Source organism: Cellulosimicrobium sp. MI9406, assembly GCF_040595865.1.
In the GTDB taxonomy this organism is placed as follows: Bacteria; Actinomycetota; Actinomycetes; order Actinomycetales; family Cellulomonadaceae; genus Cellulosimicrobium; species Cellulosimicrobium funkei.
Genome location: NZ_JALIZI010000007.1, coordinates 179,655 through 203,422, shown reverse-complemented (window position 1 = coordinate 203,422; position 23,768 = coordinate 179,655). Strand labels below are relative to the sequence as shown.

At 75.3% G+C, this 23,768-nt stretch carries 22 protein-coding genes; all 22 read left to right on the top strand.

Translation table 11 applies throughout. From position 1 onward, the window contains the following. The first annotated feature begins 103 nt into the window (after positions 1 to 103). Complete coding sequence (locus MT994_RS14575; RefSeq protein WP_061269008.1) at positions 104 to 1,825, top strand: MDR family MFS transporter; 1,722 nt, start codon at positions 104 to 106, stop codon at positions 1,823 to 1,825. Between the two features lie 4 nt (positions 1,826 to 1,829). Continuing rightward, complete coding sequence (locus MT994_RS14570) at positions 1,830 to 2,324, top strand: DUF4233 domain-containing protein (protein WP_306303334.1); 495 nt, start codon at positions 1,830 to 1,832, stop codon at positions 2,322 to 2,324. Between the two features lie 77 nt (positions 2,325 to 2,401). Continuing rightward, positions 2,402 to 2,854 carry a nucleoside-diphosphate kinase gene (ndk, locus tag MT994_RS14565; protein WP_031317103.1) on the top strand — a complete coding sequence of 151 codons (453 nt, stop codon included), beginning with the start codon at positions 2,402 to 2,404 and terminating at the stop codon, positions 2,852 to 2,854. A 135-nt stretch (positions 2,855 to 2,989) separates the two neighbouring features. After that, complete coding sequence (gene smc, locus MT994_RS14560) at positions 2,990 to 6,544, top strand: chromosome segregation protein SMC (RefSeq protein WP_354806828.1); 3,555 nt, start codon at positions 2,990 to 2,992, stop codon at positions 6,542 to 6,544. 151 nt (positions 6,545 to 6,695) lie between these two features. Continuing rightward, a complete protein-coding gene (locus tag MT994_RS14555) occupies positions 6,696 to 7,079 on the top strand; it encodes a hypothetical protein (protein ID WP_055725692.1) in 384 nt (127 codons plus the stop codon). 29 nt (positions 7,080 to 7,108) lie between these two features. Next, a complete protein-coding gene (gene ftsY, locus MT994_RS14550) occupies positions 7,109 to 8,290 on the top strand; it encodes a signal recognition particle-docking protein FtsY (RefSeq protein ID WP_076406428.1) in 1,182 nt (393 codons plus the stop codon). Positions 8,291 to 8,572: 282 nt separating this feature from the next. Beyond that, positions 8,573 to 9,886, top strand: coding sequence for an ammonium transporter (locus MT994_RS14545; RefSeq protein WP_354806826.1), 1,314 nt, complete (start codon positions 8,573 to 8,575; stop codon positions 9,884 to 9,886). Then, a complete protein-coding gene (locus MT994_RS14540) occupies positions 9,883 to 10,221 on the top strand; it encodes a P-II family nitrogen regulator (protein WP_021483028.1) in 339 nt (112 codons plus the stop codon). The genes MT994_RS14545 and MT994_RS14540 overlap by 4 nt, the downstream gene beginning before the upstream one ends. Positions 10,222 to 10,237: 16 nt before the next feature. Then, a complete protein-coding gene (locus MT994_RS14535) occupies positions 10,238 to 12,085 on the top strand; it encodes a [protein-PII] uridylyltransferase (protein WP_354806825.1) in 1,848 nt (615 codons plus the stop codon). 111 nt (positions 12,086 to 12,196) lie between these two features. Continuing rightward, positions 12,197 to 13,810: a signal recognition particle protein gene (gene ffh, locus MT994_RS14530; protein ID WP_308820415.1), complete on the top strand. Its 1,614-nt coding sequence runs from the start codon at positions 12,197 to 12,199 to the stop codon at positions 13,808 to 13,810. Positions 13,811 to 13,959: 149 nt separating this feature from the next. Further along, positions 13,960 to 15,081: an amidohydrolase family protein gene (locus MT994_RS14525; RefSeq protein WP_354806824.1), complete on the top strand. Its 1,122-nt coding sequence runs from the start codon at positions 13,960 to 13,962 to the stop codon at positions 15,079 to 15,081. 179 nt (positions 15,082 to 15,260) lie between these two features. Beyond that, the gene (gene rpsP, locus MT994_RS14520) at positions 15,261 to 15,698 is read left to right on the top strand and encodes a 30S ribosomal protein S16 (protein WP_021482888.1); all 438 of its coding nucleotides are present in this window, start codon (positions 15,261 to 15,263) and stop codon (positions 15,696 to 15,698) included. Beyond that, a complete protein-coding gene (locus MT994_RS14515) occupies positions 15,698 to 15,937 on the top strand; it encodes an RNA-binding protein (RefSeq protein ID WP_021482889.1) in 240 nt (79 codons plus the stop codon). The genes rpsP and MT994_RS14515 overlap by 1 nt, the downstream gene beginning before the upstream one ends. A 135-nt stretch (positions 15,938 to 16,072) precedes the next feature. After that, positions 16,073 to 16,663, top strand: coding sequence for a ribosome maturation factor RimM (gene rimM, locus MT994_RS14510; protein WP_354806822.1), 591 nt, complete (start codon positions 16,073 to 16,075; stop codon positions 16,661 to 16,663). Between the two features lies 1 nt (position 16,664). Next, on the top strand, positions 16,665 to 17,483 hold the full coding sequence (trmD, locus tag MT994_RS14505; RefSeq protein WP_021483308.1) for a tRNA (guanosine(37)-N1)-methyltransferase TrmD: 819 nt from the start codon (positions 16,665 to 16,667) through the stop codon (positions 17,481 to 17,483). Between the two features lie 273 nt (positions 17,484 to 17,756). Beyond that, entirely contained in the window at positions 17,757 to 18,116 is a 360-nt protein-coding gene (gene rplS, locus MT994_RS14500; RefSeq protein WP_021483307.1) for a 50S ribosomal protein L19, read from the top strand. A 143-nt stretch (positions 18,117 to 18,259) separates the two neighbouring features. Beyond that, positions 18,260 to 19,075: a signal peptidase I gene (gene lepB, locus MT994_RS14495; RefSeq protein ID WP_114553592.1), complete on the top strand. Its 816-nt coding sequence runs from the start codon at positions 18,260 to 18,262 to the stop codon at positions 19,073 to 19,075. 92 nt (positions 19,076 to 19,167) lie between these two features. Beyond that, positions 19,168 to 19,902, top strand: coding sequence for a ribonuclease HII (locus MT994_RS14490; RefSeq protein ID WP_081599879.1), 735 nt, complete (start codon positions 19,168 to 19,170; stop codon positions 19,900 to 19,902). A gap of 50 nt (positions 19,903 to 19,952) precedes the next feature. After that, positions 19,953 to 20,252 carry a DUF2469 domain-containing protein gene (locus tag MT994_RS14485; protein WP_024840525.1) on the top strand — a complete coding sequence of 100 codons (300 nt, stop codon included), beginning with the start codon at positions 19,953 to 19,955 and terminating at the stop codon, positions 20,250 to 20,252. A 113-nt stretch (positions 20,253 to 20,365) separates the two neighbouring features. Further along, positions 20,366 to 20,725, top strand: coding sequence for a YraN family protein (locus MT994_RS14480; RefSeq protein WP_021483325.1), 360 nt, complete (start codon positions 20,366 to 20,368; stop codon positions 20,723 to 20,725). Next, positions 20,725 to 22,263, top strand: a complete 1,539-nt coding sequence (locus MT994_RS14475) for a YifB family Mg chelatase-like AAA ATPase (protein ID WP_354806820.1) — start codon at positions 20,725 to 20,727, stop codon at positions 22,261 to 22,263. Before MT994_RS14480 ends, MT994_RS14475 begins: the two co-directional genes overlap by 1 nt. A 25-nt stretch (positions 22,264 to 22,288) precedes the next feature. Continuing rightward, positions 22,289 to 23,668, top strand: a complete 1,380-nt coding sequence (dprA, locus tag MT994_RS14470) for a DNA-processing protein DprA (RefSeq protein ID WP_354806818.1) — start codon at positions 22,289 to 22,291, stop codon at positions 23,666 to 23,668. Positions 23,669 to 23,768: the final 100 nt, after the last annotated feature.

The window sequence follows — 23,768 nt, the reverse complement described above, 5'->3', positions numbered from 1 at the left end:
CGGCTCGGGCCTCCCACCCGACCGGCCGCACCTCCAGCCCCCACCCGACGACGGGCCGCGCCCGTCGGCGCGCGCCCGTCCGTCCCGACCGAACCGGATCCTCATGGCCTCCTCCACCGCAGCACCACCCGTCGACGGCGGCAAGCCGCTCGTCGTGCTCACCCCGCGCACCGTGTGGGTGATCTTCGGCGCGCTCATGGCGTCGATGTTCCTGTCCTCGCTCGACCAGTCGATCGTCGGCACCGCGATGCCGACGATCGTCGGCGAGCTCCACGGCGTCGAGCACCAGGGCTGGGTCATCACGGCCTACATCCTGGCGATCGCCATCGTCATGCCGCTCTACGGCAAGTTCGGCGACCTCTGGGGCCGCCGCTGGCCGTTCCTCGTCGCGATCGGCCTCTTCACGGTCGCGTCGGCCGGCGCCGGGTTCGCGCAGTCGTTCCCCGAGCTCGTCGCCTGGCGCGGCGTCCAGGGCCTCGGCGGCGGCGGTCTGATGATCCTGTCGCAGGCGATCATCGCCGACATCGTCCCCGCCAAGGACCGCGGCAAGTACATGGGGCCCATGGGCGCGCTCTTCGGCATCGCCGCGGTCATCGGGCCGCTCCTCGGCGGCTGGTTCACCGAGGGCCCGGGCTGGCGCTGGGCGTTCTGGATCAACGTGCCCATCGGCGTCGCCGCGTTCGTCGTGGCGTGGGTCGCGCTCAAGCTCCCCTCGCACCGCGCGGGCCGCAAGATCGACGTCGCGGGCATCTTCTTCCTCGTCGTCGCGACGTCCGGCATCGTCCTGGTGACGAGCTGGGAGTCCCTGACGACGTCGTCGGGCTACGACTGGTCCGACCCGTGGCTGCTCGGCCTCGTCGCGGCCGTCGTGGTGTCGGTCGTCGCGTTCGTCCTCGTCGAGAACCGCGCCGAGGAGCCGCTGCTCCCGCTGCACCTCTTCAAGAACCGGACCTTCACCATCGCGACGCTCATCGGCCTCGTGCTCGGCATGGGCATGTTCTCGGCGCTCGCGTTCCTCCCGACGTTCCTGCAGATGTCCACGGGCGCCGGGGTCACCGAGTCCGGGTTCCTCATGCTCCCGATGATGGTCGGCGTCATGATCACGGCCATCGGGTCCGGTATCGCCATCACCAAGACCGGGCGGTACAAGATCTACCCGGTGGTGGGGCTCGCGATCACCGCGGCCGGGATGGTCTGGCTCACGCGCATCACGGGCGACATGTCGATGTGGCTCTTCGGCGCGATGATCTTCGTCATGGGCGCCGGGATGGGCCTCGTCATGCAGACGATCGTGCTCGCCGTGCAGAACTCGGTCGACCCGCACGAGATCGGCACCGCCACGAGCGCGAACAACTTCTTCCGCGAGATCGGCGCGGCCGTCGGGACGGCGCTGTTCAGCACCATCTTCACGTCGCGGCTCGCCGACAACCTCGAAGGCGTCTTCGCGGGCGTGCCGGGCGGTGCGGCCCCCGCCGGCGCGGAGGGCTCCTCGCTCACGCCCGAGCTGGTGCAGCAGCTCCCGGAGCCGATCCACACGGGCGTCGTCGACGCGTTCACCGACGCGCTCGCCCCCGCGTTCTGGTACCTGGTCCCGCTCGTCCTCGTCGGGTTCGTGCTCGCGCTGTTCCTGCGCGAGGTCAAGCTCTCCGACGTCGCGGGGATGGTCGCGCGCGGCGAGGCCGTCGCGGACCACGGCGACCTGCGCGAGGACGCCCCCGCGACGGGCCAGGTCGACGGTGCCGCGGTCGTCGTGCCCGCGGGCGGCGGTGGACCGGACGACGAGCGCCCCGGGAGCCGGGAGCGCGACGGCGCGCCGGTATCCTGACCGGGTGAGCACCTCGCCGTCGCAGCCCGCCGCGCAGCCGTCCCGCCACGGCCGCGCGGCGGGCCCGGTGCGCCCGTCCCCGGGCGACCGCATCAAGCCCAAGAAGCCCGCGAAGGTCCAGTTCGCGTCGACCACGCTCCTGCTCGAGGCGTTCCTCGTCGTGTTCGCGACGCTCGTGGCCTACGGCCTGCGCGACGTGCCGTACTCGCGCGGCCCGCTCGAGCTGCCCTCCGCGACGTCGATCTGGGTCGTGGGCGGCGTGCTCGCCGTCGTGCTCGTCGTGCTGTCGCGGATGGTGGGCACGCCCGGCGGGTACGTCGCCGGGTCCGTGGTCCAGGTGCCCGTGCTCGCGCTCGGGCTGGTCGTGCCCATGATGTTCCTCGTGGGCGGCCTCTTCGTCGTCCTGTGGATCGTCTCGATCCGCCTCGGCGGGCGCATCGACCGCGAGCGCGCGGCCTACGACGCCGAGCACCCCGAGACCGCGCCCAACGCCGGCTGACGGCACGGCGCGCACGCGGCCGGGCGGCCACCCGCGGGGCGCGGCGCACGGTCCGACGGCCGGTAGGCTCGGCGACCATGACCGACGTCGCACCCGCACTGACCGAGACCATCGAGCGCACCCTCATCCTCGTCAAGCCCGACGGCGTCCGCCGCGGCCTGTCCGGCGAGATCCTCCGGCGCGTCGAGGCCAAGGGCTACACGCTCGCCGCCGTGCGCCTGCTCGACGCGACGCCCGAGCTGCTCGCCGCCCACTACGCCGAGCACGAGGGCAAGCCGTTCTTCCAGCCGCTCGTCGACTTCATGCTCTCGGGCAAGATCCTCGCGGTCGTGGCCGAGGGCCAGGGCGTCGTCCCCGGCTTCCGCTCGCTCGCCGGCGCGACCAACCCGACCGAGGCGCTGCCCGGCACGATCCGCGGCGACCTCGGCCGCGACTGGGGCCTCAAGGTCCAGCAGAACCTCGTGCACGGGTCGGACTCGCCCGAGTCCGCCGCGCGCGAGATCGCGCTCTGGTTCCCCGAGCTCGGCTGACCCGCACGCGCACGTCCGCCCCGTCCCGGGCCTCCGGGGCGGGGCGTTCGCGTGCCCGCCGCGGTGTGCGCGGTCCGCCACGGCCGGTCGCGGACGTCCGCAGGATCGTGGGAGCGCCGCACTAGGCTCGGGTCCGTGCACCTCAAGACCCTGACGCTGCGCGGCTTCAAGTCGTTCGCGTCCGCGACGACGCTGAGCTTCGAGCCCGGCGTGACGTGCGTCGTCGGGCCGAACGGCTCGGGCAAGTCGAACGTCGTCGACGCGCTCGCGTGGGTGATGGGGGAGCAGGGCGCCAAGACCCTGCGCGGCGGCAAGATGGAGGACGTCATCTTCGCCGGCACCTCCGGCCGGCCCCCGCTCGGGCGCGCCGAGGTGTCCCTGACGATCGACAACACCGACGGCGCCCTGCCGATCGACTACACCGAGGTGACGATCTCCCGCACGCTGTTCCGCAGCGGCGGGTCCGAGTACGCGATCAACGGCAGCGCGTGCCGCCTGCTCGACATCCAGGACCTCCTCTCCGACTCGGGCCTCGGCCGGGAGATGCACGTGATCGTCGGCCAGGGACAGCTCGACGCCGTCCTGCGCGCGACGCCCGAGGACCGCCGCGGCTTCGTCGAGGAGGCCGCGGGCGTCCTCAAGCACCGCAAGCGCAAGGAGAAGGCGCTCCGCAAGCTCGACGCGATGCAGGCCAACCTCACGCGGCTCGCGGACCTCACGACGGAGATCCGGCGCCAGCTCGGCCCGCTGGGGCGGCAGGCGGAGATCGCGCGCAAGGCCGCCACGATCCAGGCCGACCTGCGCGACGCGCGGGCCCGGCTCCTCGCCGACGACCTCGCCCAGCTCACCGCGACGCTCGAGCAGGAGATGGCCGACGAGGCGGCCCTGCGCACGCAGCAGGCGGAGGTCGAGCGCGCGCTCGCGACGGCGCGCGACACGCTCGGCCGGCTCGAGCGCGAGGCCGCGGAGGCCGCGCCCGCCCTCGGGGCCGCGACCGACGTCTGGTTCCGGCTCTCGTCGCTGCGCGAGCGGCTGCGCGGCACGCGCACGCTCGCCGAGGAGCGCGTGCGTCTCCTCGGGCGCCCCGAGGCGGCGCCCCGCGGGCAGGACCCGGACGAGCTCGAGGCGCAGGCCGAGCGCGTGCGCGCGACCGAGGCGGAGCTCGAGGCGGAGGTCGCCCGCGCGCGCGACGCGCTCGCCGCCGCGGTCACCGACCGGGAGGACGCCGAGCAGGCCGCGGGGGAGGCGGAGCGGGCCGTCGCGACGCTGCTGCGCGGTGCCGCGGACCGCCGCGAGGGTCTCGCGCGGCTCGCGGGGCAGGTCGCGGCGCAGCGCACGCGCGTCGAGGCGGCGGAGGCCGAGATCGGACGGCTGCGCGAGTCGCTCGCGGAGGCCGAGCACCGGGGCACGCAGGCGCGCACCGAGTTCGCGGTGCTCGAGACCCAGGTGGTCGGCGCCGAGGAGGGCGAGGAGGGCCTCGACGCCGAGCACGAGGCCGCGGCGGACGCGGTCGAGCGCACGAGCGCCGCCGTGACGGGCCTGGAGGCGGACGCGACGGCCGCGGACCAGGAGCGCGCGACGTGGAGCGCGCGCATCGAGGCGCTCGAGCTGAGCCTCGACCGCAAGGACGGCGCGGGCGCGCTGCTCGCGGCGGACGGCGTCGGCGTCGTGGGGTCGCTCGCGGCCCTGCTCGGCGTCGAGGCGGGCTACGAGGACGCGGTGGCCGCGGCGCTGGGCCCGGCCGCCGACGCGGTCGCGGTCGAGTCGGTCGACGCCGCGGTCGACGCGCTGCGGTACCTGCGCACGGAGGACGCCGGGCGCGCGGGCCTCCTCGTGGCGACCGCGGAGCCCGGACCCGGCCCCGCCGCCGTCGACCTGCCCGACGGCGCGCGCTGGGCCGTCGACGTCGTCACCGCCGCCGGGGGCGTCGGCCAGGCGGTGCGGTCCCTGCTCGCGGGCGTGGCCGTCGTCGACGACCTGGGCCAGGCGCGCGCGCTCGTGGCGCGGCACCCGGGCGTCGCCGTCGTGACGCGGGGCGGTGACCTCCTCGCGACGACGCGCGCGTGGGGCGGGTCGGCGTCGGCGCCGAGCGTGCTGCACCTGCAGTCGGCGCTCGACGAGGCGCGCACGGCGCACGCCGACGCGACGGCCCGCGCCGAGCGCGCCCGGTTCGCCCTCGTGGGCGCGCGCGAGGCGGCGCAGCAGGCGCGCGCCCGGTACGAGGACACGCTCGACCGGCTCAACGAGTCCGACGCGCAGCTCGCCGCGGTCGCGGAGCAGCTCGGGCACCTGGGGGCGACCGCGCGCTCGGCCGCCGCGGAGGCCGAGCGCGTGCGCGCGTCGCTGGAGCGGGCGTCCCAGAGTCTCGACGACGCACGCGAGACGCTCGCCGGGCTCGTCGAGCGGCTCGAGGTCGCGGAGGCGGCGCCGGAGCAGTCCGAGGACGCGGTGGCGGAGGCGAGCGCCGAGCGCGACCGCCTCCTCGCACGTGCCTCGGCGGCGCGCACGGCCGAGACCGAGGCACGGCTCGCCCTGCGCACGAGCGAGGAGCGGTCGCGGGCGGTCGCGGGCCGGGCCCAGTCGCTGGCCCGGGCTGCCGCCGCGGAGCGCGACGCGCGCGAGCGGGCCGCGCGGCGCGAGGCGGCGCGGGTGCGGCAGGCGGGCCGCGCGTCCGCGGTGCGCGACGGCGCGACGCTCGCCCTCGCCGCGATCGACCGGTCGCTGGGCCGGGCGGGCGCGGAGCGGGACGCCGCAGAGGCGGCACGGGCCGAGCGCGACACCGCGGTGACCGCCGCGCGCCGCGAGGTCGACGACCTGGCGGCGCGCCTGCGCGAGCTCACCGACGTCGCGCACCGCGACGAGGTGGCGCGCGCGCAGCAGCAGCTCCGCATCGAGCAGCTCCAGGCGCGCAGCGTCGACGAGCTCGGGCTCGACCCGGCCGTCCTGGTCGAGGAGCTCGGCCCGCACCGCGAGGTCCCCGTCCCCTCCGACGACGGCGAGCCCCGCACGGTCCCGTACGACCGCGCCCAGCAGGAGAAGCGCCTGCGCGCCGCGGAGCGCGACCTCGGCCGCCTCGGCAAGGTGAACCCGCTCGCGCTCGAGGAGTTCGCCGCGCTCGAGGAGCGGCACAAGTTCCTCGCCGACCAGCTGGCCGACCTCAAGAAGTCGCGCGCCGACCTGCTGGAGATCGTCAAGGAGATCGACGAGCGCGTCGAGCGGGTGTTCTCGGACGCGTACCGCGACACCGCCGAGCAGTTCGAGCGCGTGTTCGCCCGCATGTTCCCGGGCGGCGAGGGGCGCCTGGTCCTCACCGACCCGGACGACATGCTGACCACGGGCATCGAGGTCGAGGCCCGTCCCGCGGGGAAGAAGGTCAAGCGCCTGTCCCTGCTGTCCGGCGGCGAGCGCTCGCTCACGGCGGTCGCGCTCCTCGTCGCGATCTTCAAGGCGCGGCCCTCGCCGTTCTACGTCATGGACGAGGTCGAGGCCGCCCTGGACGACGTGAACCTCGGCCGCCTGCTCGAGATCTTCCGCGAGCTCCAGGAGGACTCGCAGCTCATCGTCATCACGCACCAGAAGCGCACCATGGAGATCGCCGACGCGCTCTACGGCGTGACGATGCGCGGCGACGGCGTCACGACGGTCATCAGCCAGCGCATGTCCGAGGCGCGCGAGGAGGTCCCCGTCTGACCGGCGCGGGGCGGTCCGTCCGCCTCGTCCGGACCTGGGCGGAACCTCCAGGATCGTTGCAATTCCGGGCCTTGTGAAGATGTGGTGCTGATCGCCGAGCCCCGGCGTGGCTGCGGTCGCGACGCGTTCGGGCGCCCGGATACTGGAGGGCATGGTCTGGATGTTCGTGTGGCTGGGGCTCACGCTCGGCGTCGCCGCCGTCGTGTTCCTGTTCGCGAGCGTCGTCGCGCGCGCCGAGGCGCAGTCGACCGGTGCGGCGGGTGACCGACGGGACGGCGAGCAGGGGATGCGCGCCTTCTGGCGGGACTTCCGCTCGGGGCTGCGGCGGCGTCGCCGCCGCGGTGACAACCCGGGCCAGCACGTCGCGACCGTGCGCATGCCGCGGCCGGTGGACACGAGCATCGACGACTTCTTCACGGCCACGCAGGTGTCGTCCAACGCGTACGTCGACGCCGAGGAGCTCACCGACGTCCTGCACCGCGCGCGCGAGCGCGTGCGCCCGCTGCACCCGGGGGAGCGCCCTCCCGAGGCGTGAGCACCGCGTCGGTCTGAGAGACTTCCGGGGTGAACGACCTCCTCCCGCTCTGGATCGTCCTCGGCGTCCTCCTGGTCGTCGGCCTCGTCACCGCCGGGACCGTGTCGGCCCGTCGCCGCGGTCGCCGCGACCGCGTCGAACCTCCGCCCTCGGCCACTGCCGCGCCCCCCGCGACCGCGCCGGACGTCGTGGAGGCGCCGCCCGGCACGGCGACCGTGGAGGCGCCGCCGGAGCCCGACGTCGCCGCCCCGCCCGCGCTCGAGCGCCCGGAGCCGGTCGGTGGTCGGCTCGTCCGGCTGCGGGAGCGCCTCGCGCGCTCCGGGTCGCCGCTCGGCGCCCGCCTGCTGTCCGTCCTCTCGCGGGACCACCTCACCGAGGACGACTGGGACGAGCTCGAGGAGACCCTCCTCCTCGCGGACGTCGGCGCCGGGCCGGCCGGCGAGCTCATCGACGCGCTGCGCACCAAGGTCCGCGTCCTCGGGGTGCGCGACGCCGCGAGCGTGCGCGACCTCCTGCGCACCGAGCTCGTCGCGCTCGTCGACCCGACGCTCGACCGCTCGCTCGCGACGTCCCCGCGCACCGCCGAGGACGGGTCCACGGTGCCCGCCGTCGTGCTGGTCGTGGGCGTGAACGGCACCGGCAAGACGACGACCGTCGGCAAGCTCGCGCGCGTGCTCGTCGCCGAGGACCGCAGCGTCGTGCTGGGCGCTGCCGACACGTTCCGCGCCGCAGCCGCCGACCAGCTCGAGACCTGGGGCTCGCGCGTCGGGGTCCCGACCGTGCGGTCCGACCGTGACGGCGCCGACCCGGCGGCCGTCGCGTTCGACGCGGTGCGCCGCGGCCGCACCGAGGGCGCGGACGTCGTGCTCGTCGACACCGCCGGGCGCCTGCAGAACAAGCAGGGCCTCATGGACGAGCTGGGCAAGATCCGGCGCGTCATCACCAAGGAGGCCCCGCTGTCGGAGGTGCTCCTCGTGCTCGACGCGACGACGGGGCAGAACGGCCTCAACCAGGCACGCGTCTTCGGCGAGGTCGCGGGCGTCACGGGCATCGTCCTGACGAAGCTCGACGGCACCGCGCGCGGCGGCATCGTGGTCGCGGTCCAGCGCGAGCTGGGCGTGCCCGTCAAGCTCGTCGGCCTGGGGGAGGGGCCCGACGACCTCGCCCCGTTCGACCCGGAGCAGTTCGTCGACGGGCTCCTCGGCGCCTGAGGCGCGGGCGCGGCCGGGCGCGACGCCCGGCCTCAACGCCCGGCCATAGTGCCCGGCCGGGTGCCGGTCCGGGTCGCCCGGCGGGTCACGGTCGTGTCACGGCGCGATCACGGCCCGGTCGCGGCGCCGGGCTCCGGGCGCCCGCGCGGTGCGGCGAAACCGAACGTTTACGTCCGGGCCGCCCTTGTCACGCCGGCGTAACGCGGCGACACCGCCGGGGAAACCCGCCCGCACCACCGTAGTCCCCGACCGGCCGCCCGGCCGGCGAGGGGAGATGATCCGATGGAGTGGGACACCGGGGCGACCGCGTGGATGCTGACCTCAGCATCCCTCGTGCTCCTGATGACGCCCGGACTGGCGTTCTTCTACGGCGGCATGGTCCGCGCCAAGTCCGTGCTGAACATGATGATGATGTCCTTCGGCGCGATGGCCGTCGTGGGCGTCGTCTACGTGCTGTGGGGCTGGTCGATGTCCTACGGCGAGGCCGGGACGGGTGGCCTGTTCGCCAACCCGTTCGCGCAGTTCGGTCTCTCGGGGGCGATCACGGACGCCGACGGCAGCGCCGTCGCGAGCACGCTCGGCAACTACCCGAACGTGGTCGACATCGCGTTCCAGGTGACGTTCGCGATCATCACGGTCGCGCTCATCTCGGGTGCGCTCGCCGACCGCGTCAAGTTCGGCACGTGGCTGGCGTTCACGGCGATCTGGGTCACGGTCACGTACTTCCCGCTCGCCCACATGGTGTGGGGCGGCGGCTTCCTCTCGGCCAACGAGAACGGTCTCGCCGCGAAGGTGTTCGGGGTGACCGACGGCGCCGCCACGGTCGCGCCGATCGACTTCGCGGGCGGCACCGTCGTCCACATCAACGCCGGTGTCGCGGCGCTCGTGCTCGCGCTCCTCATCGGCAAGCGCAAGGGCTTCGGCACCGAGCCGATGCGCCCGCACAACCTGCCGTTCGTCATGCTGGGCGCGGCCCTGCTGTGGTTCGGCTGGTTCGGCTTCAACGCGGGCTCCGCGTTCGGCGCGAACGAGACGGCCGGCCTCGCCTGGATCAACACCACGAGCGCCACGGCGGCCGGCATCATCGGCTGGCTCGTCACGGAGAAGATCCGCGACGGTCACGCCACGTCGCTCGGCGCCGCGTCCGGCGTCGTCGCGGGCCTCGTGGCGATCACGCCCGCCGCCGGCGCGCTCAACCCGGTCACGTCGATCGTCCTGGGCCTCGTCGCCGGCGCGCTCTCCGCGCTCGCGGTGGGCCTGAAGTACCGCTTCGGCTACGACGACTCGCTCGACGTCGTCGGGGTCCACCTCGTCTCCGGCCTCTGGGGTACCGTCGCGATCGGCTTCCTCGCGACCGACAGGGGCCTCTTCTTCGGGGGCGGCGCGCAGCAGCTCGTCGTCCAGGTGCTCATCGCGCTGGTCGCGATCGTCTTCACCGCGATCACGACGACGGTCATCGGCCTGATCCTCAAGGTCACGATGGGCTGGCGCGTGAGCGAGGACGCGGAGGTCGGCGGCATCGACCTCGCGGTCCACGGCGAGACGGCGTACGAGTCCATCCAGCAGGGCAGCGTCATCAGGGAGGTGCGGGCATGAAGCTCGTCACGGGAATCATCCAGCCGCACCGGCTCGACGACGTGAAGTCGGCGCTCGAGGCCGCGGGCGTGCGGGGCATGACGGTCAGCGAGGCCAGCGGGTACGGCCGCCAGAAGGGCCACACCGAGGTCTACCGCGGCGCCGAGTACACGGTGGACCTGGTCCCCAAGGTCCGCATCGAGGTCCTCGTCGACGACGCCGACGCCACCGCGGTCACCGAGGTGATCGTCAAGGCGGCGCAGACCGGCAAGATCGGCGACGGCAAGGTCTGGACGGTGACCGTGGACGACGTCGCCCGGGTGCGCACGGGCGAGCACGGCCCCGGCGCCCTGTGAGGAGACGGACCCTCGGATGACCCACCACGCCGACACCCCGACCACGGGCGGGGTCGCAGGGGGATCGGCGGGGCGCCCGGCAGGGCCGGGAGAGCACGGCACGCAGGTCCCGCACCCCGAAGGGGTGCGGGACCTGCGTGCGCGGATGCTCGACGTCGCACGGTCCATGAGCGGACCGGGCCGCAGCGGGGTCGCGCGCCGCGCCGCCGTCGTCGACCTCGTCACGTCCTCGCTCGCGGGCCTCTGGCTCGAGGCGACCGGCGGTGTCGCGCCCGAGGGGCTCGCGCTCGCCGCGGTCGGCAGCCTCGGGCGGGGCGACATGGGCCCCGCGAGCGACCTCGACCTCGTCCTCGTCCACGACGGCCGCACCCACACCGCCGACGACGTCGCGCGCGTCGCCGAGCGGCTCTGGTACCCGCTGTGGGACGCGGGCGTCGACCTCGACCACGCGGTGCGCTCCCTGTCGCAGTGCCGCCAGGTGGCGTCGAAGGACGTCCCCGCCGCCGTCGGGTGGCTCGACGTGCGCGCGGTCGCGGGGGACGCGCTCGTCGTGCACCGCGCCTCGTCCGCGGTGCTCACCGACTGGCGCTCCGCGTCGCGCCGCCGCCTGCCCGACCTGCTCTCCTCGACGCGCGAGCGCGCCGAGCGGTCCGGCGAGCTCGCCTACCTCATCGAGCCCGACCTCAAGGAGTCGCGTGGCGGCATCCGGGACGCGGTCGTGCTCTCGGCGCTCGCGGCGACGTGGCTCACCGACCGCCCGCACGGGTCGGTCGACCGGGCGCACGCCCACCTGCTCGACGTCCGCGACACGCTCCAGGTCGTCACGGGCCGGCACACGAGCCGCCTCCTGCTCGCCGACCTCGACGAGGTCGCCGCGCTGTCCGGGTACGACGACCCCGACGAGCTGCTCGCGAGCCTCGCCGCGGCGGGCCGGGAGATCTCCTACGCGCTCGACACCACGGTCCGGCGCGCCCGCCAGGCGCTCCAGCGGCCGTCGGTCGCCCGCCGCCCGGTGCTCGTGCGGGGACGCCGCGCCGCGCCGCGGCTGCGGCCGGTCGGTGACGGGCTCGTCGAGCACGACGGCGAGCTCGTGCTCGCCGTGGACGCCCACCCGGAGTCGGACCCGCTCCTGTCGCTGCGCGCCGCGGCGACCGCGGCGCGCACGGGCCTGACGCTCTCGCCCGTGTCCGTCGCCAGCCTCGCGCGCTGCCCCGCCCTGCCGGAGCCGTGGCCGCGCGCCGCGCGGGCCGCGTTCCTCGCCCTGCTCGGGTCCGGCCAGGCGCAGGTCGCGGTGTGGGAGGCGCTCGACCTCGCGGGCGTCGTCACGACGTGGATCCCCGAGTGGGCGGGCGTGCGCAACCGGCCGCAGCGCGCGGCCGTGCACCGGCACACCGTCGACCGGCACCTCGTCGAGGTCGTGGCGCGCGCCGCGCGCGCCCGCAAGGAGGTCGAGCGCAGCGACCTGCTGCTGCTCTCCGCGGTGCTGCACGACATCGGCAAGCGGGCCGGCGCCGCCGACCACTCCGTCGAGGGCGCACGGCTCGTGCCCGCGATCCTCGGCCGCATGGGCTTCGAGCCGGACGTCGTGGCCGACGTCGAGCGCCTCGTGCGCCACCACCTCACCCTCTCGCGCCTCGCCGTGAGCGAGGACCCCGACGACCCGGCGACGGTCGCGGAGCTCGCGGACGCCGTCGACCACCGCGCCGACCTGCTCGTGGTGCTGCGTGCGCTCACGGAGGCGGACGCGTCGTCGCTCGGCCCGAGCGCGTGGACGGCATGGCGCGCGCGCCTCGTGGACGACCTCGTGGGCGAGACGCTCCGTGCGCTGGGCGCCGTGCCGGGGGGACCGGGCGCCGCCGGGTAGGCTGGACCCTCGCGGACGGCCCGTCCCGTGCCCGCTCCACGTCTGCCGGGGAGCGGGGACGACGGAGGGCCGACGCGCACGAGACTTCCGACGACTGGTGAGGATGACGCGGTGTTCAACACGCTGTCGGACCGACTGACTTCGACCTTCAAGAACCTGCGTGCGAAGGGCCGGCTGTCCGAGGCGGACATCGACGCGACGATCCGGGAGATCCGGCGCGCGCTGCTCGACGCCGACGTCGCGGTGCCCGTCGTGCGCGAGTTCAGCGCGACCGTGCGCGAGCGCGCGCTCTCGGCCGAGGTCTCGGGGGCGCTCAACCCGGCGCAGCAGGTCGTCAAGATCGTCAACGAGGAGCTCGTCGGCATCCTCGGCGGCGAGAGCCGCGGGCTGCGCTTCTCCAAGACGCCCCCGACCGTCATCATGCTCGCGGGCCTCCAGGGCGCGGGCAAGACGACGCTCGCGGGCAAGCTCGCCCTGCACCTGCGTGAGCAGGGGCACACGCCGCTCCTCGTCGCCGCCGACCTCCAGCGCCCGAACGCCGTCACCCAGCTCTCGGTCGTCGCCGAGCGCGCCGGCGTCCCCGTGTTCGCGCCGCACCCCGGCAACCAGAGCGGCGTCGAGGTCGACGACGTGATCGGCGACCCGGTCGCCGTCGCGCGCGAGGGCGTCGAGACGGCGCGGCAGCGCCAGCACGACGTCGTCATCGTCGACACCGCGGGCCGCCTCGGCCTGGACGCCGTCCTCATGCAGCAGGCGTCGGACATCCGCGACGCCGTGCAGCCCGACGAGGTCCTGTTCGTCATCGACGCGATGATCGGTCAGGACGCCGTCGCGACCGCGAAGGCCTTCGAGGAGGGCGTCGACTTCACCGGCGTCGTGCTCACCAAGCTCGACGGCGACGCGCGCGGCGGTGCCGCGCTCTCCGTCCGCGGGGTCACCGGTCGCCCGATCCTCTTCGCGTCCACGGGCGAGAAGCTCACCGACTTCGAGGCGTTCCACCCGGACCGCATGGCGTCGCGCATCCTCGACATGGGTGACGTCCTCACGCTCATCGAGCAGGCCGAGAAGGCGTTCGACGCCGAGCAGGCCGCGAAGATGGCCGAGAAGGTCGCCACGGGGCAGGACTTCACGCTCGCGGACTTCCTGGTGCAGATGCAGCAGATGAAGAACATGGGCTCGATGAAGAAGATGCTCGGCATGCTGCCGGGCATGGGCCAGATGCGCGAGGCCATCGAGAACTTCGACGAGCGCGAGGTCGACCGCATCGAGGCCATCATCCGGTCGATGACGCCCGCGGAGCGGGACAACCCGAAGATCATCAACGGCTCGCGGCGCGCGCGCATCGCCCGCGGCTCCGGCGTGACGACGAGCGACGTGAACCAGCTCCTCGAGCGCTTCGCGGGCGCGCAGAAGATGATGCGGCAGATGAGCCGCGGCGGCGGCATGCCGGGGATGCCGGGCATGGGCAGCCTCCCGGGCATGGGCGGCAAGAAGGCGCGGGGCCGCCAGGCGCCGCAGCGCAAGGTCAAGGGCAAGTCGGGCAACCCGGCGAAGCGGGCCGCGCAGGAGCGCGCGGCCGCCGCGCGCGCGGCGGGCGAGCTCACCGGTCCCGCGGCGCCGTCGGGCTCCGCGTTCGGCGTGCGGGGCACGGACGCGCCGTCCTCCCCGACGCCGGACGACCTCCAGCTCCCGCCCGGCTTCGAGAAGCTGCTCGGCGGCCGCTGAGCAGCGGCCGTCCCGGACGGCCGTCCTCCAGCCCGGGTGCGACCCGCAGCCGCCCGGGCGCTAGGTTATGTCCGTGGCACCGCCCGGTGCCGCACCGCGCCCCCGACCGGGCCGTCTCCCCGTCCCGTCCGTCCTCACCCAGGAGCCGCATGTCCGCGCTGGAAGGCCCCACGCTGCACGTCCGCGGCCACGTCATCGTCGGCGACGACCGCGAGGTGGGCGACCTGTGGGTCAAGGACGGGCGGATCAGCCTCACCCGGCCGTCGGCGCAGGGCACCAACATGGTCGAGCTCGAGGGCTGGGCCCTGCCCGGCCTCGTCGACGTGCACTGCCACGTCGGGCTGGGCGCCCAGGGCGCCGTCGACGCGACGACCGCACAGGAGCAGGCGCTGACGGACCGGGACAGCGGGGTGCTCCTGGTGCGCGACGCCGGCTCGCCGCTCGACACCCGGTGGGTGCACGGCCGTCGCGACCTGCCGCGCCTCGTGCGGGCGGGGCGCCACCTCGCCCGGCCCAAGCGCTACCTGCGCCACTACGGGCTCGAGCTCGACGACGTCGCCCAGCTCCCCGAGGCCGTGCGCCGCGAGGCGCGCCAGGGCGACGGGTGGGTCAAGATCGTGGGGGACTGGATCGACCGCGACCTCGGTGCGCAGGGCGACCTGCGGCCGCTGTGGCCCGACGACGTCCTCGCCGAGGCGGTCGCGGCCGCGCACGCCGAGGCGGCCCGTGTGACCGTTCACGCGTTCTCCGACGAGGTGATCCCGTCGCTGCTCGCCGCGGGCGTCGACGGCATCGAGCACGGGACGGGGATCCACCCCGACCTCATGTACGAGATCTCCGAGCGCGGCGTCGCGGTCACCCCGACGCTGCTCCAGATCGGGCAGTTCGAGAACATCGCGCGCCAGGCGGACGCCCGGTACCCGGTGTTCGCGGCGCGCATGCGGCGCCTGCACGAGCGCCGGTACGAGCAGGCCCGGTCGCTGTACGAGTCCGGCATCCAGATCCTCGTCGGCACCGACGCGGGCGGGACGATCGGGCACGGCCGCCTCGCCGACGAGTGCGCCGAGCTCGTCGCCGCGGGCATCCCCGACGCCGCCGTCGTCGCGGCCGCGAGCTGGCAGGGTCGCGAGTACCTCGGCTACACGTCGCTCGTCGAGGGTGCGTCGGCCGACTTCGTCGTCTACCCGCAGGACCCGCGCAAGGACGTCGGCGTCCTGCGCGCCCCCACCGCCGTCGTGCTGCGCGGCGAGATCGTCGCGCCCGCCGCCTGACGCGGTCCGGCGCCGCCCGCAGGTTGGTCGATGCCCTCGCCGTCTGGCACAATGTCCCGGTACTCGGCGTGCCCCGGCCCCTCTCTCCGGCGCGTGCCGTGTCCTGAACCCCTTCCTCGTCCTGTCCCCACGGGACGATCGCGGGTTCGCCCGAAACAGAACCAGGAGAGACCACCACTGTGGCCGTCAAGATTCGTCTGAAGCGTCTCGGCAAGATCCGTGCGCCGTACTACCGTGTCGTCGTCGCCGACTCGCGCACCAAGCGCGACGGTCGTGTGATCGAGGAGATCGGCAAGTACCACCCCACCGAGGAGCCCTCGTTCATCGAGATCACCTCGGACCGCGCCCAGTACTGGCTCGGCGTCGGCGCGCAGCCGACGGAGCAGGTGCTCGCGCTCCTCAAGGTCACCGGCGACTGGCAGAAGTTCAAGGGCCTGCCCGGCGCCGAGGGCACGCTCAAGGTCAAGGGCGAGAAGGTCGACCCGACCGCCGCCATCGAGGCCGCCGCCGCGGACGCCGAGAAGGTCAAGGCCAAGGCTGCCGAGAAGAAGACCGAGGCTCCGGCCGAGGAGACCGCCGACGCGGCCGACGAGGCCGCTGCCGACGAGCAGGCCTGATGATCGCCGAGGCCCTCGAGCACCTCGTGCGCGGCATCGTGGACAACCCGGACGACGTCCGCGTGGCCACGAAGACGCTGCGTCGCGGTGACCTGCTCGAGGTCCGGGTGCACCCGGAGGACCTCGGCCGCGTCATCGGTCGCGGCGGGCGCACCGCCCGTGCCCTGCGCACGGTCGTCGGCGCGCTCGCGACCGACGGGCCGGTCCGTGTCGACGTCGTGGACGTCGACCGCCGCTGAGGCCCGCACGACGACGCCCCGCGAGGGGCGACGGGCAAGGCCCGGCCCGCCACCGGCGGGCCGGGCCTTCCTGCGTCCGTCGTCGGAGGACCGGCGCGCACCGTCCCATCCCGCACCACACGAGGAGTCACGACGATGGAGCTGACCGTCGCGCGCGTCGGCAAGGCGCACGGGCTGCGGGGCGAGGTAGCCCTCGACCTGCGCACCGACGACCCCGAGGAACGCCTCGCGGTGGGTGAGCGTCTGGAGACGCGGCCCGCCGACGCCGGCCCCCTGACCGTCGCCACCGTGCGCGTCCACCAGGGCCGCTGGCTCGTCGGGTTCGAGGGCGTGCGCGACCGCACGGGCGCCGAGGCGCTGCGCGGCGTCGAGCTCGTCGTCGAGGCCGAGGCGTCCGACGAGGAGGACGCGTGGTACCCGCACGAGCTCGCCGGGCTGCGCGCCGAGGGGACGGACGGCCGCGTGCTGGGCCGCGTCGAGGGCCTCGAGCACCTGCCCGCGCACGACGTCCTCGTGCTGCGCGAGCCGGACGGCGCCCGCACGCTCGTGCCCTTCGTCCGGCAGATCGTGCCGGTCGTCGACGTGGCCGGCGGCCGGGTCGTGCTCGACCCGCCCGGCGGGCTGCTCGCGTCGGACGCGGAGCACCTGGAGGTCGCGGCGCCGAGCGCCGGCGACGCGGCGGGCGGGCCCGGGCCGCAGGACGCCTCCACCGACGGCGAGGCCTGACGTGCGGATCGACGTCGTCACGATCTTCCCCGACTACCTCGCCGCGCTGGACCTGTCGCTCGTCGGCAAGGCCCGCACGGCCGGGATCCTCGACCTGCGCGTCCACGACCTGCGCGACTGGACGACGGACCGGCACCGCACGGTCGACGACACGCCGTTCGGCGGCGGCGCGGGCATGGTCATGCGCCCTGACGTGTGGGGCCGGGCGATCGACGACGTGTCCGGTCTGTCGACCGACGCGGTCGCGGGAGAGGCGAGCGCGGTGCACCTGGTCGTGCCGACGCCGTCGGGCGCGACCTTCACCCAGCGCACCGCCGAGGAGCTCGCGACGGAGGAGCACCTCGTCGTCGCCTGCGGACGCTACGAGGGCATCGACGCGCGCGTGGCCGAGCACTACCGTGCCGCCGGGATGCGCGTCAGCGAGCTCTCGATCGGCGACTACGTGCTCAACGGCGGCGAGGTCGCGGCACTGGTGATGATCGAGGCCGTCGGGCGGCTGCTGCCGGGCGTCGTGGGCAACCCGGAGTCGCTGGTCGAGGAGTCGCACGGGGCCGCGGGGCTCCTGGAGTACCCGGTCTACACGAAGCCGCCCGTGTGGGACGGCCTCGAGGTGCCCGACGTCCTGCTGTCCGGGCACCACGCCCGGATCCGGCGCTGGCGCAGGGACCAGGCCCTGCGTCGTACCGCCCGCCGCCGCCCGGACATGGTGCGCGCGCTCGACGTCGCCGCCCTCGACCGGTACGACCTGGAGGTCCTCGCGGGGGCCGGCTGGGGCGTCGTCGACGGCCACCTGGAGCGCACCGCCCCTGCCGACGGCTGAGCGGGTACCCTCCCGGCGCGCGCCCGTGACCCGCGAGGACTGCCGCCCGGGCCGACGGGTGTGGCAGAATGGTCGATCGGTGTGTGCCGCCCCGGACCTCTGCCACAGGGGAGCCCGCGCCCGATCCTCGGGCGGACTGGCACGACGGACCCGACGACCGCGAGGTCGACGACCGTCCACGCGCAGCACGGCACACCCCACCGATACGACGACGGCCCGGTCTGCCCGGGCCACGAGCACGCGTCCGACCTGTGGCGGGCGAGGAGAAGCACCATGCACACGCTGGACAGCGTCGACGCAGCATCGCTGCGCAGCGACGTCCCGGAGTTCCGCCCCGGTGACACGCTCAAGGTCAACGTCAAGGTCGTCGAGGGCACCCGCTCCCGCGTCCAGGCGTTCCAGGGTGTCGTCATCGCCCGTCAGGGCAGCGGCGTCCGCGAGACGTTCACGGTCCGCAAGATCAGCTTCGGCGTGGGTGTCGAGCGCACGTTCCCCGTGCACTCGCCCTCCATCGAGTCCGTCGAGGTCGTGACGCGCGGTGACGTGCGTCGCGCCAAGCTGTACTACCTGCGCGCGCTGCGCGGCAAGAAGGCGAAGATCAAGGAGAAGCGCGAGACCGCGCCCAACCGCTGATCGGCTGTCGGCGACACCGCCGCTCCGCTCGTTCCGACGGCGGCCGTCCCTCCCGGGGCGGCCGCCGTCGGCGTACCCCGGGGCCGCTGTCCGCGGGCCGGTTCCGTTTCCCGGATCGCCTCCCGAGGTGGCATTGTGAACGCGTGACCGACAGCGCCCCGCCCCGCGGCCCGCACCCCGACGCCGGCACCGAGCGCGCGGCGCTCGGCCCCGAGGACGACGGGCGCCCCCCGCACGGCCAGCACCTCGCGGCCGAAGGGGACGAGGTCGCTCCGCGCGAGCGCCCGCGCAGGTCGTCGCTCCTGCGCGAGACCGCGATCATCGTGGTCAGCGCGCTCGTGCTGTCCCTGCTCATCAAGACGTTCCTCGTCCAGGCGTTCTTCATCCCGAGCGCCTCGATGGAGGACACGCTCGTCGAAGGCGACCGCGTGATGGTGTCCCGTCTCGTGCCCGGCGCGTTCGACGTGCACCGGGGCGACATCGTCGTGTTCAAGGACCCGGGCGGCTGGCTGCCGCCGCAGGAGCCCCAGGACGAGAGCCCGGTGTCCGAGGCCGTCCGTGCGGCGCTGACGTTCGTCGGCCTGCTGCCGCAGGACACGGGGGAGCACCTCATCAAGCGCGTCATCGGCGTGCCGGGCGACCACGTCGTGTGCTGCGACGCGGAGGGCCGCGTGAGCGTCAACGGCGTGCCGATCGACGAGACGTACATCAAGCCGGGGTCGATCCCCAGCCAGGACGCGTTCGACCGCACGGTCCCCGCCGACATGCTGTTCGTCATGGGCGACAACCGGCAGAACTCCGCGGACTCTCGCTACAACCAGGGCAAGCCCGGAGGCGGGTTCGTGCCGATGAGCAACGTCGTGGGGACGGCGTTCGTCAAGGTGTGGCCGCTGTCGCACGTCGGTCTGCTGCGCAACCCCGGCGACGTGTTCGCCGACGTCCCCGAGGTGGAGCCGTGACGCTCGACGCCGTCGCGCGTCCGGAGCCCGCGCGGGCACCGGCGCGCCGGGCACCCGCGCGTCGCCGGCCCGACCTGCGCCAGGAGCGCGCCATGCTGCGCGACGGCGCCCGCCTCGTCGCCGGGATGGACGAGGTCGGTCGCGGCGCGCTCGCCGGGCCGGTGTCGGTCGGGGTCGTGGTCGTCGACCTCGCGACGAAGCCGTGCCCGCCCGGGCTCACGGACTCCAAGCTCCTCACCGCGGCGGCGCGCGAGGCGCTCGTGCCCCTCGCGCGCTCGTGGTGCGTCGCGTGGGCGGTGGGCCACGCCGGCCCGGCCGAGATCGACGCGCACGGGATCGTGGGCGCGCTGCGGCTCGCGGGCCGCCGTGCGCTCGCCCAGGTGCGCCGGACGGTCGGCGACGTCGACGCGGTCCTGCTCGACGGCAAGCACGACTGGCTGAGCCGCCCCTCGGCGGTGGACCTCTTCGAGGCGTTCGACCTCGACCCGCACGACGACGTCCGGCTCGTCGACCCGCGTGTGCGCACGCTCGTCAAGGCGGACCTGCAGTGCGCGTCGGTCGCCGCCGCGAGCGTGCTCGCGAAGACGGAGCGCGACGGCCTCATGACGAGCCTGGCGCGCCAGTACCCCGCCTTCGGGTGGGACCAGAACAAGGGCTACGGGGCGGCGGCGCACGTCGAGGCCCTGCGCGAGCACGGCCCGACGCCGCAGCACCGGCGGTCGTGGCGCCTGCCCGAGCGCGGTGACGAGGGCATCGGCGTCCCGGCGTACGGCGACCCGGTCGACGTGCTCGAGCTCGACCCCGAGGCCGGTCTGCCGACGAGCTGACCGGGGTCCCCCGTCCGGTCCGGCGGCCGCCGATGGTCCATGATGGAGCCGTGAGCGCCGAAGACCTGGAGAACTACGAGACCGAGATGGAGCTCGCGCTGTACCGCGAGTACCGCGACGTGGTGGGCCTGTTCTCGTACGTGGTGGAGACCGAACGCCGCTTCTACCTGGCGAACCAGGTCGACCTGCAGGTGCGTTCCGCCGCGGGTGAGGTCTACTTCGAGCTGCGGCTCGCCGACGCGTGGGTATGGGACGTGTACCGCTCCGCGCGGTTCGTGAAGTCGGTGCGCGTCGTGACGTTCAAGGACGTCAACGTCGAGGAGCTCGCGAAGGCCGAGCTCCAGCTCTGACGCCCTTCGTGGCCGTGCACAGGACCACTGTCTGACGGCGGTCCCACAGGCCCCCCGGCGCACCTGGCGCCGCTCCCGCGCCGTGCCCCACGGTGGGCCGCGGAGGTGAGCCCATGGGAGCGAACGACGCCGTCGGGCGGTACGGGGAGAAGGTGGCCGCGGCCCACCTGGTCGAGGCGGGCTGGACGCTCCTCGACCGCAACTGGCGCGGGACGCGCGGCGAGCTCGACGTCGTCGCGCTCGACGGCGACGTGCTCGTGGCCGTCGAGGTCAAGACCCGGCGCGGCACGGGGTTCGGGCACCCGGCGCAGGCCGTCACGCCCGCGAAGCTCGGCCGTCTGCGCCGGCTCACGGGGGAGTGGCTCGCGACGCACGACGTCCGCGCCCGGTCGGTCCGGATCGACGTCGTCGCGGTCCTCGTGGCTCGCGCCGGCGCGGCACGGGTCGAGCACCTCGTCGGGGTGAGCGCCTGATGGGGCTCGGGACCACGCGCGCGGTCGCGCTCGTCGGGCTCTCCGGTCACGTCGTCGAGGTGCAGGCCCACCTCGCGGCGTCCGTCCCCGGCTTCGTCCTCGTCGGGCTGCCGGACACCGCGCTCAGCGAGTCGCGCGACCGCGTGCGCGCGGCCGTGACGTCGTCGGGCATCGCGTGGCCCCAGCGCAAGGTCACGATCAACCTCTCGCCGGCGGCGCTGCCGAAGTCCGGGACGGGCTTCGACGTCGCGATCGCCGTCGCGCTGCTCGCCGGTGCCCAGGTGCTGCCCGCGGGCGCGGCGGACGGCGTCGTACACCTGGGCGAGCTGGGCCTCGACGGTCGGCTCCAGCCCGTGCGCGGCGTCCTGCCCGCCGTGGCGGCCGCGGTCGCGGCCGGGTTCCCGGACGTCGTGGTGCCGGCGGCCGACGTGGCGGAGGCGCGCCTCGTGCCCGGGGCCCGGGTGGTCGGGGCGGCGAGCCTCGCGGACGTCGCGCGGCTCCACGGCGCGTCGCTCGAGGGCGCAAACGAGGCGGCCGCGCCGGTCGTGGTCCCGCGCCCCGTCGTGCCGGCGGCCCGTCCGGGAGACCTCTCGGAGGTCGTCGGCCAGGACGAGGCGCGGCACGCGCTCGAGGTGGCGGCCGCGGGCGGCCACCACCTGCTCCTCGTCGGGGCGCCGGGCGCAGGCAAGACGATGCTCGCGTCGCGGCTCCCCGGGATCCTGCCGGACCTCACGGAGAGCGAGGCGGTCGAGGTCACCGCCGTCCACTCCGTGGCCGGGGTGTTCGACCCGGGCGCGGGACTGGTCCACCGCCCGCCCTACGAGGACCCGCACCACACCGCGACGCCCGCCGCCATCGTCGGCGGGGGCAGCGGTCTGCCCCGACCCGGGGCCGCGTCGCGGGCGCACCGGGGCGTGCTCTTCCTCGACGAGGCGCCCGAGTTCGGCGCGCGCGTGCTCCAGACGTTGCGCCAGCCGCTCGAGCACGGCGAGCTCGTCATCCACCGGGCGGGCGGGACGGCGCGCTACCCCGCCCGTTTCCAGCTCGTGCTCGCCGCCAACCCGTGCCCGTGCGGCCAGGGCGTCGGCAAGGGGCTCGAGTGCACGTGCTCGTCCGTGGCGCAGCGACGGTACTTCGGTCGGCTCTCCGGCCCGCTCCTCGACCGCGTGGACGTGCAGGTCGAGGTCCGGCCGGTGACGCGGGTCGAGCGCGCGCGAGCCGCCGCGCCGGAGCCGAGCGCGGTCGTCGCGGCGCGCGTGGCCGCGGCCCGGGAGGCGGCCGCGTCCCGGCTTGACGGCACGCCCTGGCGCACGAACGGTGAGGTGCCCGGCACGTGGCTGCGCGAGCAGCTCGGCGCCGACGCGAGCCTCCTGACCGACGTGGACCGCGCGCTCGACCGCGGCACGCTCAGCCTGCGCGGCGCGGACCGCGTCCTGCGCCTGGCCTGGACCGTCGCGGACCTCGCCGGGCGCGCCGCGCCCACCCGGGCGGACGTCGGGACCGGGCTCGCGCTGCGCACGCGGGGCTACCGTGCCTGACCGCGGGTCCGGGGACGGACGACCGGTGTTCGACGTCCTCGACGAGCGCCTCGCGCGCGCGGCGTGGTCGCGCGTCGCGGAACCGGGGGACCAGGTCGCGGTCGCGCTCGTGGAGCAGCTCGGCGCCGGTCCGGCGCTCGAGTGGCTCCACGAGGCGGCCCGTGACCCGGCCGGCGCGCGCCGCGCGCTGGTCCGGCTCGCCGACGACGGCGCGCCGGGCGGTGCCTCTCCGGCACGGGAAGGGCCGACGGGTGTCCCCGTGGTCGGTCCCGCTCCCGGCGCCCGCGAGGACGCGCCCGACCCGGCGGCACGGTCGGCCGGCCGGCGCGTGGCGGAGCGCGACGCGGTGGGACGGTCGACCGACGCACGCGTGACGGACCACGACCCGCGCGCCCGGTCGGTGGCGCGGCTCCTGCGGGCCGTCGGGCGCTGGGCTCCCCGCCTCGACGGGCTGGACCCGCGCCGTGAGCTGCGCGTGCTCGAGCGCCTCGGCGGCACGCTCGTCGTGCCGGGCGACGACCGGTGGCCGTCCGGCCTCGACGACCTCGGGCCCGTCCGCCCGCTCGCGCTGTGGGTGCGGGGGAGCGCCGCGGTGCAGGACCTCGCGGCGCGCTCGGTCGCGGTGGTCGGCGCCCGCGCCTGCACCGACTACGGCCGCCACGTGACGGGCGAGATCGCAGCAGGCCTCGCGGCGCGAGGGTTCACCGTCGTGTCCGGGGGCGCGTACGGGATCGACGCGGCGGCGCACCGGGCGGCGATCCTCTCGGGTGGACCGACGGTCGCGTTCCTCGCGGGGGGCGTGGACCGGTTCTACCCGGCCGGGAACGTCGAGCTGCTCCGCTCGGTCGTCGAGTCGGGCGGCGCGGTCGTCTCGGAGGTCCCGCCCGGGTCCGTCCCGAGCCGGGTGCGGTTCCTGCTGCGCAACCGGCTCATCGCGGCGTTCGCGCGGGCGACGGTCGTCGTGGAGGCGGCCTGGCGCTCGGGCTCGCTGAGCACGGCGTCGCGCGCCGCGGAGCTCTCCCGTCCGGTCGGTGCCGTGCCGGGCCCCGTGACGTCGATGGCGTCGACCGGGTGCCACCGGCTGCTGCGCGACGGCGTGGCGGTGTGCGTCACCGACGCGGACGAGGTCGTCGAGCTCGCGGGCGACCTCGCGCGCGACGCGGCGCCCGCCGCGCCCGCCGCGACCTCGTGGCGAGCACCCCACGACGCCCCGTACGACGACCTGGACCCCGTCGAGACGCGCACGTGGGACGCGCTCCCGCTGCGTGCGGGAGCCTCGACCGAGGCGATGGCCCGCGCCGCGGGTCTTGCCGTGGCGGACGTGGTCGGTGCGCTGGGGAGGCTCGAGGCCCGGGGGCTCGCCGAGCGGTCGCCCGTCGGCTGGCGGCGCGTGCGTGAGCCATGAGTCATGGGCCGTGCGAGGTGCGCTGAGCGTGCGTGGGCCCTGAGCGGCGAGCAGAGCGGAGCGCCTCCCCGGGCCAGGGCTCGCCGCGCGCGAGACTGGG

Bases quoted from the DNA above. Each gene is read 5' to 3' on its own strand.
- MT994_RS14480 (WP_021483325.1), top strand. From the start codon at position 20,366: ATGGGAGCGAACGACGCCGTCGGGCGGTACGGGGAGAAGGTGGCCGCG.
- rplS (WP_021483307.1), top strand. From the start codon at position 17,757: ATGCACACGCTGGACAGCGTCGACGCAGCATCGCTGCGCAGCGACGTC.
- MT994_RS14490 (WP_081599879.1), top strand. From the start codon at position 19,168: ATGCTGCGCGACGGCGCCCGCCTCGTCGCCGGGATGGACGAGGTCGGT.
- ndk (WP_031317103.1), top strand. From the start codon at position 2,402: ATGACCGACGTCGCACCCGCACTGACCGAGACCATCGAGCGCACCCTC.
- MT994_RS14555 (WP_055725692.1), top strand. From the start codon at position 6,696: ATGGTCTGGATGTTCGTGTGGCTGGGGCTCACGCTCGGCGTCGCCGCC.
- MT994_RS14525 (WP_354806824.1), top strand. From the start codon at position 13,960: ATGTCCGCGCTGGAAGGCCCCACGCTGCACGTCCGCGGCCACGTCATC.
- MT994_RS14575 (WP_061269008.1), top strand. From the start codon at position 104: ATGGCCTCCTCCACCGCAGCACCACCCGTCGACGGCGGCAAGCCGCTC.
- MT994_RS14545 (WP_354806826.1), top strand. From the start codon at position 8,573: ATGGAGTGGGACACCGGGGCGACCGCGTGGATGCTGACCTCAGCATCC.
- MT994_RS14515 (WP_021482889.1), top strand. From the start codon at position 15,698: ATGATCGCCGAGGCCCTCGAGCACCTCGTGCGCGGCATCGTGGACAAC.
- MT994_RS14475 (WP_354806820.1), top strand. From the start codon at position 20,725: ATGGGGCTCGGGACCACGCGCGCGGTCGCGCTCGTCGGGCTCTCCGGT.
- MT994_RS14535 (WP_354806825.1), top strand. From the start codon at position 10,238: ATGACCCACCACGCCGACACCCCGACCACGGGCGGGGTCGCAGGGGGA.
- rimM (WP_354806822.1), top strand. From the start codon at position 16,073: ATGGAGCTGACCGTCGCGCGCGTCGGCAAGGCGCACGGGCTGCGGGGC.
- MT994_RS14540 (WP_021483028.1), top strand. From the start codon at position 9,883: ATGAAGCTCGTCACGGGAATCATCCAGCCGCACCGGCTCGACGACGTG.